Source organism: Thermoactinomyces intermedius, from assembly GCF_013912365.1.
Taxonomy (GTDB): domain Bacteria; phylum Bacillota; class Bacilli; order Thermoactinomycetales; family Thermoactinomycetaceae; genus Thermoactinomyces; species Thermoactinomyces intermedius.
Genome location: NZ_JACETT010000043.1, coordinates 40467 through 53070 on the forward strand (window position 1 = coordinate 40467; position 12604 = coordinate 53070).

The 12604-nt window shown below is 51.0% G+C and carries 11 protein-coding genes and 1 riboswitch; all 11 genes read right to left on the bottom strand.

Features of this window, described 5'->3' with window-relative positions; translation table 11 throughout:
* Nucleotides 1–34: 34 nt before the first annotated feature.
* Genes purH through purE form a run of 11 tightly spaced genes read right to left on the bottom strand, consistent with a single transcriptional unit; the run spans nt 35 to nt 11592 of the window.
* The gene (gene purH, locus H1R82_RS10430) at nt 35–1585 is read right to left on the bottom strand and encodes a bifunctional phosphoribosylaminoimidazolecarboxamide formyltransferase/IMP cyclohydrolase (RefSeq protein WP_181732833.1); all 1551 of its coding nucleotides are present in this window, start codon (nt 1583–1585) and stop codon (nt 35–37) included.
* 16 nt (nt 1586–1601) lie between these two features.
* On the bottom strand, nt 1602–2195 hold the full coding sequence (gene purN / locus H1R82_RS10435; RefSeq protein ID WP_181732847.1) for a phosphoribosylglycinamide formyltransferase: 594 nt from the start codon (nt 2193–2195) through the stop codon (nt 1602–1604).
* Nucleotides 2192–3226, bottom strand: a complete 1035-nt coding sequence (gene purM, locus H1R82_RS10440; RefSeq protein ID WP_181732834.1) for a phosphoribosylformylglycinamidine cyclo-ligase — start codon at nt 3224–3226, stop codon at nt 2192–2194. Before purM ends, purN begins: the two co-directional genes overlap by 4 nt.
* Entirely contained in the window at nt 3223–4647 is a 1425-nt protein-coding gene (gene purF / locus H1R82_RS10445; protein ID WP_181732835.1) for an amidophosphoribosyltransferase, read from the bottom strand. The genes purM and purF overlap by 4 nt, the downstream gene beginning before the upstream one ends.
* Complete coding sequence (purL, locus tag H1R82_RS10450) at nt 4611–6875, bottom strand: phosphoribosylformylglycinamidine synthase subunit PurL (protein ID WP_445267834.1); 2265 nt, start codon at nt 6873–6875, stop codon at nt 4611–4613. Before purL ends, purF begins: the two co-directional genes overlap by 37 nt.
* A gap of 7 nt (nt 6876–6882) precedes the next feature.
* Nucleotides 6883–7566 (bottom strand): phosphoribosylformylglycinamidine synthase subunit PurQ, encoded by a 684-nt coding sequence (gene purQ, locus H1R82_RS10455; protein WP_181732837.1) that lies wholly within the window; start codon nt 7564–7566, stop codon nt 6883–6885.
* Between the two features lies 1 nt (nt 7567).
* Nucleotides 7568–7819 carry a phosphoribosylformylglycinamidine synthase subunit PurS gene (gene purS / locus H1R82_RS10460; RefSeq protein ID WP_181732838.1) on the bottom strand — a complete coding sequence of 84 codons (252 nt, stop codon included), beginning with the start codon at nt 7817–7819 and terminating at the stop codon, nt 7568–7570.
* Nucleotides 7812–8531 carry a phosphoribosylaminoimidazolesuccinocarboxamide synthase gene (purC, locus tag H1R82_RS10465; RefSeq protein WP_181732839.1) on the bottom strand — a complete coding sequence of 240 codons (720 nt, stop codon included), beginning with the start codon at nt 8529–8531 and terminating at the stop codon, nt 7812–7814. Before purC ends, purS begins: the two co-directional genes overlap by 8 nt.
* 60 nt (nt 8532–8591) lie before the next feature.
* Complete coding sequence (purB, locus tag H1R82_RS10470; RefSeq protein WP_181732840.1) at nt 8592–9890, bottom strand: adenylosuccinate lyase; 1299 nt, start codon at nt 9888–9890, stop codon at nt 8592–8594.
* 17 nt (nt 9891–9907) lie between these two features.
* A complete protein-coding gene (gene purK, locus H1R82_RS10475) occupies nt 9908–11107 on the bottom strand; it encodes a 5-(carboxyamino)imidazole ribonucleotide synthase (RefSeq protein WP_232334024.1) in 1200 nt (399 codons plus the stop codon).
* Nucleotides 11104–11592: a 5-(carboxyamino)imidazole ribonucleotide mutase gene (purE, locus tag H1R82_RS10480; RefSeq protein ID WP_181732841.1), complete on the bottom strand. Its 489-nt coding sequence runs from the start codon at nt 11590–11592 to the stop codon at nt 11104–11106. Before purE ends, purK begins: the two co-directional genes overlap by 4 nt.
* A gap of 101 nt (nt 11593–11693) precedes the next feature.
* Nucleotides 11694–11795, bottom strand: a riboswitch (purine riboswitch).
* Nucleotides 11796–12604 lie beyond the last annotated feature (809 nt).

The window sequence follows — 12604 nt, forward strand, 5'->3', positions numbered from 1 at the left end:
TTCTGATACGTCTCCCGTTCTCTTTCATGAATGATTAATGTTTAAAATGGCGAATCCCTGTAAACACCATGGCAATGCCGTGCCGGTTGGCTTCTTCGATGGATTCTTCATCCCGGATCGACCCGCCCGGTTGGATGATGGCGGTCACCCCTGCTTCGGCGGCTGCCTGGACCGTGTCTCTCATCGGGAAGAAAGCATCCGAAGCAAGCACGGATCCTTTGGAAGCCTCTTGGGCCTGCTCAATGGCGATTTTCGCCGAACCGACCCGGTTCATCTGCCCGGCGCCGACGCCCACCGTCCGGAAATCTTTTGCCAACACAATGGCATTGGATTTGACATGTTTGACGACTTTCCAGGCAAACAACAACTGCTCCCATTCTTCTTCGCTGGGTGCACGGTCCGTCACCACTTTGCATTCGTCTTTCACCAGACTTTTCAGATCTTCTTCCTGTACAAGGAGCCCTCCGCCGATCGATTGCAGTTTCAACGGAATGCCTGCTTGTCCTTTCGCCGCTTCTTCCACGGTTAACAAACGCAAATTTTTCTTCGTTTTTAAAATCTCAAGGGCTTCCTCCGTAAAGGCCGGCGCCAAGATGATTTCCAAGAAGATTTTCTTCATTTCCGCCGCCGTTTGGGCATCCACCGTCTGATTGGTTGCCACAATGCCTCCAAAAATGGACACCGGGTCGGCCTCATACGCTTTTTGATATGCCTCCAACAGATTGGAACCCAGTCCCACTCCGCACGGATTCATATGCTTGATGGCAACGACGGCCGGCTGGTCAAATTCGCGCACCAGTTCCAAGGCGGCATTGGCATCATTAAGGTTGTTGTAAGACAATTCTTTTCCGTTCAGTTGTTTGGCTCCGGCCAACGTGTGGCTGTGGTTGCCAAAGGTTTTCTTGTAGAAAGCCGCTTTTTGATGCGGGTTTTCCCCATAGCGGAGCGATTGTGCTTTGGTGAATGTCATGGTCAGTTGATCCGGGAACGGATTATCCAGCAACTGATTAAAGTATCCGGCAATGAGCGCATCATAATAAGCCGTATGGTTAAAAGCTTTCGCGGCCAGATATCTTCTGGTTTCCAAGCTGGTGCTTCCCTGTTGCGACAATTCCCGGTAAACGCGGTCATAATCCTGTGGATCGGTCACGACTGTGACATCCTGATGATTTTTGGCCGCGGAACGAAGCATGGAAGGGCCGCCGATATCGATGTTTTCGATGGCGTCTTCCAACGTTGCATCCGGATTTTCAATCGTTTTTTGAAAGGGATAAAGGTTGACGATGACCACATCAATGGTTCCGATTCCGTTTTCTTTCAATTGCTCCAGGTGGGAAGCGGTGTCCCGTTTGGCCAAAATTCCGCCGTGGATTTTGGGGTGTAAGGTTTTGACACGTCCATCCAAGATTTCCGGAAACCCCGTGACTTCCGAGATATTTTTGACCGGAATCCCCGCTTCTTTTAATAACCGGCAGGTTCCTCCCGTTGAGATGATTTCCATATTCAGGGATGCCAGTTTCTGCGCGAAATCGACAATCCCGGTTTTGTCCGACACACTGATCAATGCGCGCTTTGCATTTGCCAATGTTCTGCCTCCCTTATCAGCTGTACTGTTCTTTAATCCCGATTTCACCGGCAATCCATTTTTGAACAACCTCGGGATACAACCGGTGCTCTGCCTGATGCATTTTTTCCTCAAAGGTTTCCAGAGTGTCCCCTTTTTCGATGGAAACCGGGACTTGTGCCAAAATCCGTCCGGTATCCATTCCTTCATCAACCAGGTGAACCGTGACGCCGGACACACAAACCGGATGGCAGTAGGCTTTCAAAATGGCATCTTTTCCGGGAAACGCCGGCAACAATGAAGGATGGATATTGATAATCCGGTCGGGATAAGCCTCCAGCAATGTCGGGCCAATCAACCGCATATATCCTGCCAGCACGATCCGGTCAATCCCATGTTCCTTTAACACCCCGAGCAGCCATCTTTCATAAGACGCTTTATCGGCAAATTCCTTGGGGCTCCGTTGAATGGCCGGAATCTTCAACCGTTCGGCCCGCCCGATCACACCGGCTCCCGGCCGGTCGCAAAACAACAGCCGGATTTCATCTGCCCAAGCGTGCTTGCGGGAATGGTGGACCAGCGCTTCAAAATTGCTCCCGTTACCGGAAGCAAAAACAGCTACACCCACTATGCATCCCCTCCTGTCCACCGGACGGGTTGGGTACCGATTCCGATGTTTCCGATGATCCAAGCCTTCTCCCCAAGTTGCCCGGCAGCTTGAGCCACCGCTTTGGCTTCTTCTTCAGGGACGATCAGGACCATGCCGATTCCCATGTTGAATGTTTGGTACATTTCTTCAATACCAATGGCTCCTTCTTTTTGAATCAAGGAAAAAATCGGTGGGATCTCCCATGAAGACCGGTCAATCACGGCACAAGCCCCCTCCGGCAAAACGCGGGGAATATTTTCCACAAACCCGCCTCCGGTGATGTGGGCCATGCCTTTGATGGTAAATTCCCGGAGAAGCGTCCATATGGTTTTTACATAAATGCGGGTCGGGGTAAGCAACTCTTCGCCCAGGGTTTGTCCCAATGCCGGAATTTCTTCGTGAATTGAATGTTTTTGGTTCTGAAGCAGCACTTTCCGCACCAGGCTGAACCCATTGCTGTGGAGTCCGCTGGAAGCAAGCCCGATCAGGACATCGCCTTCTTGGATGTTCTTCCGCGGCAAAAGATTCTTTCTTTCGGCAACCCCCACTGCAAACCCGGCGATATCGTATTCTCCCGATGAATACATTCCGGGCATTTCCGCTGTTTCTCCCCCGATCAACGCACAGCCTGCCAGTTCGCATCCATCGGCGATTCCCTTGATCACTTTTTCGGCCTGTTCGGGAAAAAGGCGGCCGGTGGCCAAATAATCCAGGAAAAACAAGGGCTCTGCCCCTTGAACAATGATATCATTCACACACATGGCCACACAATCCACGCCGACGGTATCATGTTTGTCCATCATCATGGCAATCAACAGTTTGGTCCCGACGCCGTCGGTTGCCGAGACCAGTACCGGCTCCTCATAAGGCTTTAAGGCAAACAATCCGCCAAATCCGCCGATGTTCCCCAACACTTCGGGACGCATGGTTCTTTGCACATGCTTTTTGATCCGTTTGACGGTCTCATTGCCGGCCTGGATATCGACTCCTGCGGCCTTGTACGCTTGACTCATGATTTCCCCTCCAATGTCAGTCCCTCTTCCACTTCGGTCGGATATTCACCGGTGAAACAAGCCAGACAGTGCCCGTGGTTTTGATCGGATGAAGTGTATCCAATGGCATTCAGCATTCCCTTGGCGCTGAGAAAAGCCAGCGAATCGGCGCCAATCTCTTTGCAAATTTCATCGATGCTTTTCACCGCCGCCACCAACTGTTTGCGGTCCGGCGTGTCAATTCCGTAAAAACACGGATTTTTCACAGGAGGGGAACTGATGCGGACATGGACTTCCGTGGCGCCCGCTTCCCGCAGCATCCGTACAATCCGGCGGCTGGTGGTGCCCCGGACAATCGAATCGTCCACCATAACGACTCTTTTTCCGGAAACCACACCCTCCACAGCGCTTAACTTCATCCGCACGCCTTGTTCCCGCAATTCCTGGCTCGGTTGAATGAAAGTCCGTCCGATATAGCGGTTTTTAATCAATCCCAACTCGTACGGAATGCCCGTTGCTTCGGCAAACCCGATTGCCGCTGAGGTGCTGGAATCCGGCACCCCGGTCACCACATCCGCTTCCACCGGTGCTTCTTGCGACAAGATTCTTCCCATCCGCTTGCGGGCCGCATGCACATTCACCCCGCGGATCAAACTGTCCGGACGGGCAAAATACACATATTCAAATGCGCAAAGCGCGCGTTCTCTTTTTCCGGCAAACCGGGTGGTTTTCATCCCGCCGTTCCGGTCGAAAACAATCATCTCCCCCGGTTCGATTTCTCTTACCAATTCTGCGCCGATCACATTAAACGCACAGGTTTCGGATGAAAAGACATGAGCATCTCCGATTTTCCCCATGGCAAAAGGACGAAGGCCGTGCGGATCTGAAGCGACGATCAATTGATCATTGGTCAGGATGAGCAAAGCATAAGCGCCGACCACTTGCTTCAGGGCTTCTTTGACGGCTTCTTTCAGTGTCGGGGCTTTGGATCGGGCAATCAAATGGGCAATAACTTCCGTATCGGACGTGGTTTGAAAAATGGATCCTTCTTTTTCCAGTTGCAAGCGCAACCGTTTGGCATTCACCAAGTTTCCGTTGGTCGCAATCGCCAATTTGCCCGACGAAAAATTAAAGAGCAAAGGTTGGGCATTTTCCAATCCGGATCCCCCGGAGGTGGAGTACCGGACATGGCCGATGGTGGTGGTTCCCTTTAACCCTTTCAAGTTCGCGGAATCAAACACTTCGGTCACCAGCCCGGTCCCCCGTTTGGCAAACAATTCCCCGTCCTCAGCGGAAACAATGCCGGCACTTTCCTGCCCCCGGTGTTGCAAAGCGTGCAAGCCGTAATATGTGAGCAGCGCGGCATCCGGATGTCCGATGATCGCAAAAACACCACATTCTTCGTTTAACTCATCGAAGTCGAAGATGGATTCATCGCGCATGAAATGGCAGCCTCCCATCGTTTGCTCAAAAGATCAACATCTTGGTGAATGGCACCGTGCCCGTTTACCGAGACCTTCAACTTACGTTCATCGGTCACTTTCCCGATTTTGCGGCAAGGAACTCCGTATTGGCGGGCAATCTCCTGAATCTGACCCGCATTTTCCGGGGAAGCGGTGATCAAAATGCGCGACTGACTTTCACTGAACAAACAGACAGCCGGTGCCAAGTCAGTCTCCACGGAGACAGTTGCCCCTTTTCCGCCGGAAATGCAAGATTCGGCCAGAGCCAAAGCCAAACCGCCTTCGGACACATCATGCGCCGATTGGACGTATCCGGAACGAATGGCTTGAAGAACCGCTTTTTGCACAGCCTGTTCTTTCTGAAGATCACAAACCGGCGGCCGGCCGCTGATCGAGCCCGTGATCAGATGTTGCAACTCGCTTCCTCCCAGTTCGGCATAAGTGTCCCCCAGGAGGAAAATCACATCCCCGTCGTTTTTAAACGCTTGCGTCGTGATATGCTCCCGCTTTTGGATCAGCCCGACCATTCCCACCACCGGAGTCGGGTAAATCGGATTTCCTTTGGTTTCGTTGTATAAGCTGACATTTCCGCCAATAACTGGGGATTCAAGCACGCGACAAGCCTCGGACATGCCGTCAATTGCCTTGGACAGCTGCCAATACACTTCCGGTTTTTCCGGGTTTCCGAAATTCAGGCAATCCGTGATTCCCAAAGGCTCTGCCCCGGAACAAACCACATTTCGCGCCGCTTCACTGACCGCAATTTTTCCTCCCTGCACCGGATCGAGATAAACATAACGCCCGTTTCCGTCGGTGGACATGGCCAAGGCTTTCTCCGTCCCGCGAAGAATGACCACCGCGGCATCCGATCCCGGCCGCACCGCCGTGCTGGCACGCACCATGTGGTCATATTGGCGGTAAACCCACTTTTTGCTTCCCATGTTGGGGGAAGAAACCATCTGCAAAAGCGCTTGCCCGGGATCAATATCTTTCAAGTCTTCTTCCGGTTGGACCGAAGCGTTTTGCACATAATATTCCGGGACTTTTTCCTCCCGGGTATAAACCGGGGCGTCATCCACCAGCGTATTGACCGGAATGTCAGCCACCAATTGGTTTTGGAAATAAATCCGGTAACGGTTCCCTTCAGTCACCTGCCCGATCACGGCGGATTGCAAGCCCCACTTCTTGCAGATGTTCATGATTTCTTGCTCCCGTCCTTTTTCCACCACCAGAAGCATCCGTTCTTGGGATTCGGAAAGCATGATCTCATAGGGGGTCATTCCCTTTTCGCGCTGGGGAACCAGATCCAGATTCAGTTCCAATCCGTGCCCGCCTTTGGCCGCCATTTCGGCACTGGAACAGGTGAGTCCGGCGGCGCCCATGTCCTGAATCCCGATCAACATTTCCTTTTTCACCATTTCCAAACAAGCCTCAAGCAGCAGCTTCTCCATAAACGGATCGCCGACTTGAACCGCCGGACGTTTTTCCCCGGCCGATTCATTCAACTCTTCACTGGCAAACGTGGCTCCGTGGATCCCGTCCCGTCCGGTGCTGGAACCGACATAAATCACGGGATTTCCCGGACCAATGGCAACCCCTTTTTGCAACTCGTCATGATTCAAGACACCCACGCACATGGCATTGACCAACGGATTGCCGTCATATGCATCGTCAAAAACGACTTCCCCGCCCACGGTCGGAATGCCGATGCAATTTCCATAATGGGCAATCCCGGCCACAACTTGTTCAAACAGATAACGGACCCTCGGGGAACGCAAATCGCCAAACCGGAGCGAATTTAAAAGCGCAACGGGTCTGGCGCCCATGGAGAAGACATCCCGGATGATGCCGCCCACCCCGGTTGCGGCCCCCTGGAACGGTTCAATGGCTGAAGGGTGATTGTGACTTTCGATTTTAAAAACAACGGCTTGGCCATCATCAATGTCGATCACCCCGGCTCCCTCCCCGGGCCCTTGAATCACCCTTGGACCCTGGGTCGGAAACCGCTTCAACAACGGTTTTGAATTTTTATAACTGCAGTGTTCTGACCACATGACACTGTAAATCCCTGTTTCCGTCCAGTTCGGCAAACGTCCCAGATGCCCGGCAATTTGTTCAAACTCCTGATCCGACAGCCCCATCTCCCGGTATAATTTTTTCTCCTTGATCACTTCCGGGGAGGGTTCATTGCCCAACTTCTCGATCACTTTGTTCTCAAGCTGCACCGCCATTCTCCTTCCCGTATTTCAACATCGATTGAAACAGGCGTCTTCCGTCTTCGGATCCCATCCACTCGTGAATTGCCCTTTCCGGGTGGGGCATCATGCCCAGCACGTTTCCTTCCCGGTTGCAAATGCCTGCGATGTTTTGCACGGAGCCGTTGGGATTTTCATCCGCATAACGAAACACAATCTGCCCGTTTTCTTCCAACCCGGCGAGGGTCTTTTCGTCACAGTAGTAATTGCCTTCCTGATGCGCGATCGGAATCCGGATCCGTTCGCCTTCCTGATACTGCATCGTAAACGGGGTTTTGGCGTTTTCCACGCGCAGGGTCTGAAAATCACAGAGAAAAGAAAGGTTTTTGTTTTTCAACATCGCTCCCGGCAACAATCCGCTTTCCAGCAAAATTTGAAATCCGTTGCAGATACCGATCACCAGTTTTCCGTCTGCCGCTGCTTTTTTGACACCTTGCATCACCGGGGAAAACCGTGCAATGGCACCGGAGCGCAAATAGTCGCCGTAAGAAAATCCTCCCGGCAAAATCACGGCATCAAACGAAGACAAATCCGACTCATGATGCCATACCGGCGTCACCGGTTCGCCCAATACGTCTTCAACCGCATGGATACAGTCCATGTCACAATTGGATCCGGGAAATACGGGAACCGCAAATTTCACGTCAGGACACCCTCTCCAGTTCAAAGGTATAATTTTCTATCGTTGGATTGGCCAACATTTTTTCACACATCGCTTGAACCTGTTTCTCCGCCTCTTCCCGGCTGTCACATTCCAGCATCATCTCCAGGCGCTTGCCGATGCGGACATCGCTCACTTTTTGAAACCCGAGGGAATGCAATGAACTTTTGACGGCCACCCCCTGCGGATCCAGAACACTTTCTTTCAGCGACACGAAGATTTCAGCTTTAAACATGGCTATCCCCTTCCAAACGATTCCAAATTTTTCGATAAGATTCCACAACCTGGCCGAGATCACGGCGAAAACGATCTTTATCCAGACGCTCCCCGGTTTCTTTATCCCAAAAGCGGCAAGTATCCGGTGAAATTTCGTCCGCCAACAATATTTCACCCTTTTCATCCGTTCCAAATTCCAATTTAAAATCCACCAACATAATTCCCCGTTGATCCAACCACTCCGACAAAAAGCGGTTCACCTGCAAAGCCATCTCTTTGAGTCGGGCTCTTTGCGCAGGGGTTGCCAGATTCAAGATGGCCACATGGTCTTCCGTCAAAAGCGGATCCCCAAGCTCATCATTTTTGTAATAATACTCCACCACCGGTTGCGGCAGGATTTGTCCTTCTTCCAGCCCCAGCCTTTTGGCCATGGAACCGGCCACCCGGTTTCTCACCACCACTTCCAGCGGGATGATGTTCACCTTTTTCACCAGTTGCTCGCGTGCGGAAACTTCTCTTACAAAATGATGTGGAATGCCTTCATTGCTTAACAGTTGAAAGAAGAAGGAACTGATCCGGTTGTTCAATTCGCCTTTGCCTGAAAGCTCAGCCTTCTTCTCACCGTTAAAAGCCGTTGCCGCATCCTTGTACCGCACCAAAACCAAGGAAGGGTCACCGGTTTTAAAAATTTGCTTGGCCTTTCCTTCGTATAACATCTCCAAGGTATCCATTGCCCTGCTCCTTTCAAAGGAAGGTGGGAGGGAAGCCGGAAAACCGGCTTCACCGCGAAATCAATCATCCAACCCCAACCGGGTGAAAATCGTGTCCACTTGTTTCAAGTGGTACCGGTAATCAAAGCAATCTTCCACCTCTTCGGGGGTTAATGTCCGGGAAATCAGCTCATCTTGTTTCACCAGGGGCTTAAACGGACGCTGTTCCTCCCAAGCCTGCATGGCCAAACGCTGGACGCGGTCATATGCCTCTTCCCGTTTCAGGCCTTTGTTGATGAGACTGAGCAGCACCCGTTGTGAATAAATGAGACCGAAGGTCCGTTCCATATTCCGTTTCATGTTCTCCGGGAATACGGTCAAATCACGAACAATGTTGGTGAAACGATTCAACATATAGTTGAGCAAAATCGTGGAATCCGGCAAAATCACCCGTTCCACCGATGAATGGGAAATATCCCGTTCATGCCAGAGAGAAACATTTTCATATGCGGAGACCATGTGTCCGCGAACCACCCGGGCCAATCCGCTGATGTTTTCGCAACCGATCGGATTGCGTTTGTGCGGCATGGCCGAAGAACCTTTTTGTCCTTTGCGGAAAGGCTCTTCCACTTCCCGGGTCTCGCTTTTTTGCAAGCCGCGAATCTCGGTGGCAAACTTCTCCAGCGATGTGGCAATCAGGGCCAAGGTGGAGAGGTATTGCGCATGACGGTCGCGTTGCAGGGTTTGCGTCGATATCGGGGAAGGTTTCAACCCCAGTTTTTCGCAAACATATTTCTCCACAAAAGGATCAATATTGGCATACGTTCCGACCGCCCCGGAAATTTTTCCAACCCGCACGGTCTCCATGGCTTGCAAGAAACGTTCTCTGTTTCGTTTCATCTCTTCCAGCCACAGGGCCATTTTCAGTCCGAATGTGGTCGGTTCCGCATGAACCCCGTGGGTGCGCCCCATCATGACGGTGTATTTATGCTCTTTGGCTTTTTCTTTCAACACCTCAATCAAACGGTCCAGGTCTTTGAGCAAGATTTCATTGGCTTGCTTTAAGAGATAGGAAAGCGCCGTATCCACCACGTCGGTGGAGGTCAATCCATAGTGAACCCATTTGGATTCCGGTCCCAAAGTTTCCGCCACCGCCCGGGTGAAGGCCACCACATCATGGCGCGTCTCCTGTTCAATTTCATAAATGCGGTTCACATGAATTTCCGCGTTCTTGCGGATCTGCTTGACGTCTTCTTCCGGAATGACGCCCAATTTGGACCAAGCCTCGCAGGAAAGAATCTCCACTTCCAACCATGCTTGGTATTTGTTTTCTTCGGTCCAGATTTGTCCCATCTCGGGTCGCGTATAACGTTCAATCATTGCTTTTCCACCTTTTTTTAAGAATCTCTATTATAAATAACCTTTTTTTCTTGTCTCGTCAAAGGAGGCCAAATTCCGCTTCCGTCCATCCACTGAACCGCTTCTTCCATGGACCGGCCGAGCAAGGTCAGATGCCCCATTTTCCTTCCGGGCTTTGCTTCCTTTTTTCCGTACCAATGCGGCTTGATATCCCCCGGGAGCCGGGGAAAATGCCGCCGGAACATTTCCATGTGCTCTCCGAGGAGATTCACCATCACAGCCGGCTTTACTTGCTCCGCCGGTCCGAGCGGCAGCCCGGCAACGGCACGGATCAACTGTTCAAATTGTGAAGTCAGGCAGGCATCGTAGGTGTAATGGCCGGAATTGTGAGGCCGGGGAGCCAGTTCATTCACCAGCAGCCTTCCGTCTTCCATGCAAAACATCTCCACTGCGATGAGACCGACAACCTCCAAAGACTCCGCGATCTGTTTGGCCCAATGGACGGCCTGTCGGATGACGGAATCGGAAACCGGAGCCGGGGAAACCGACAGATGCAAAATATGATTGCGATGCACATTGACAGCCGGCGGAAAAGCAGCCATTTCTCCGTGAATACTCCTGGCAACGACCACCGAAATTTCTTTTTCAAAAGGAACCCATTCCTCCAGTATGAAGGGTTTGCCTTCTCGAAACAGGCCGTCCGGCAACCGGTTCATATCATCCCGGGAATGCAAAATCCACTGTCCTTTTCCGTCGTAACCGCCCGTTGTCGTTTTGAGCACGGCCGGCCATCCCAACTCTTCCACTGCCTGCATCAGATCCTGAAACGTATTCACTTCTTGAAAACGGGCCACCGGAACACCCGCTTGCCGGAGCGCTTTTTTCTCCCTCAACCGATGCCGGGTGGTTTTCAACAACCGGCTTCCCTGTGGAAGCGGCTTGATCTTTTCCAGGTGTTCAACCACTTCCGGAGGGATGTTTTCAAATTCATACACAATCAAATCGCATTGTCCGGCCAGTTTGGCCACGGCAGCCCAATCGTCATATTGAGCCGCAATGTGCCGGTCCGATGCTTGCGCTCCCGGACAATCGGGATCGGGATCCAGGGTCACAAAGTGAAAACCCATCTTTCTCCCTTCATTAATGATCATTCTTCCCAATTGTCCCCCGCCTAAAATACCGATGGTTTGGCCCGGAGAGATCAATGCTTGCGGTGTTTCCTCCAAATTTGAATTCAAGCAAGATCACTCTCCTTCAATACCCGCTCACGGATTTGCTCCCTTCGTTGCTGCAGGAGTTTACGAATTTCCGGATCGTTGATGCCGAGCATTTCCGCCGCCAGCAATCCGGCATTGACCGCGCCGGCTTTGCCGATGGCAACGGTTGCCACCGGAACGCCTCCTGGCATTTGCACAATGGACAACAAGGAATCCAATCCATTCAGGGAAGATGTTTTGATGGGAACCCCGATCACCGGCAATACGGTTTTGCTTGCCACCATTCCCGGCAAATGGGCGGCTCCCCCTGCCCCCGCTATTATGACTTGAATGCCCCGGTTTTCAGCTTCACTGGCATATTGAAACATTTCATCGGGGGTGCGGTGGGCGGAAACGACTTTGCTTTCATAGCTGATTCCCAATTCGTCCAACACTTCACATGCATTTTTCATTGTCGGCCAATCTGAGGTGCTCCCCATAATCACTCCGACTTTTGCCTGATCCATGGTTCCTCTCCTTTTCAAAAAGATAAGCCTAAACAGCAGGTTTTCTGAAAAAGGGCATGAGAAAAACTACTGCTTAGGCTCATCTTCCTTCAAGAAGATCCCACCAACAGTTTTTTTCTCATAGCCGGGAAATTTACGGTTTCCTGGTAGAGACGCTCAAGCCATATTCCTGAGCATATATGAGAAAACAACAGCTATTTAATTCACTATCAGTGTAACAGGAACCCATGGAACACGTCAATATAATAAACGAACATTTACAGATAACAAATTTCTCCTTGTTCGTGTTTTTTGCAATAAATTTGGTTTTTCAAGAAAAAAATTGGCCTTAAGCAACACAAAATCCGTAAAAACCTTGTTTAAGACCCGTTTGATACAAGAAAAAGCCGTTTCATTCCGCTTCCATTCCATGGCTGCAGAAAAAACATCCGGGCTTTCTTTTCCTCATTTTGCATCGCCTGCTTTGTCCCATCCCGCCGCACATCTCTTACTCCCCCTGTATCGTCAGATGCGGGTATGATATTCCGGCCAAATGCAATTGCCACTTTCCGCTTTTAACCGGTTTTTAAATCGGTTTTCCGGACGATTAATTTTTTAATCCATATCCGGTCTGCACCAAGTCCAAACGTTCTTCCTCGGGCAAGATGGATGATTCCGGATTTTTTGACCGGCTCTTAGATATTTTCAACGGCCCCAGACAAGAAACATCAAGTCCTTCATGTTGAAAATTTGTGCATTCAACCTGACGATTTGCCTGCTTTCTGTAATTTCTGCGTGACATTTTTGTTGATAATCCACACATTACATTTCATCCTTTGGCTGAAACGGATGCCTTCAACATTTTGATTTGGAGAGGAAAACCAGTTCATTTCTCTCTTTCCACATCCTTTCTACAGCTCTCCCAAGCCATTGCCACCGCCACTGGCCAACCGTTTTTAACAAGCATAAAAAAACCACCTTCAGCAGTCTTGCTGAAGGTGGTTTGGGTGACAATTTGCCTGGCAACGACCTA

What these genes read in the sequence shown, in the direction of transcription:
- purM (WP_181732834.1), bottom strand. Translation starts at nt 3,226, where the DNA reads ATGAGTCAAGCGTACAAGGCCGCAGGAGTCGATATCCAGGCCGGCAAT.
- purF (WP_181732835.1), bottom strand. Translation starts at nt 4,647, where the DNA reads ATGCGCGATGAATCCATCTTCGACTTCGATGAGTTAAACGAAGAATGT.
- purS (WP_181732838.1), bottom strand. Translation starts at nt 7,819, where the DNA reads ATGTTTAAAGCTGAAATCTTCGTGTCGCTGAAAGAAAGTGTTCTGGAT.
- purC (WP_181732839.1), bottom strand. Translation starts at nt 8,531, where the DNA reads ATGGATACCTTGGAGATGTTATACGAAGGAAAGGCCAAGCAAATTTTT.
- purB (WP_181732840.1), bottom strand. Translation starts at nt 9,890, where the DNA reads ATGATTGAACGTTATACGCGACCCGAGATGGGACAAATCTGGACCGAA.
- purE (WP_181732841.1), bottom strand. Translation starts at nt 11,592, where the DNA reads ATGGATCAGGCAAAAGTCGGAGTGATTATGGGGAGCACCTCAGATTGG.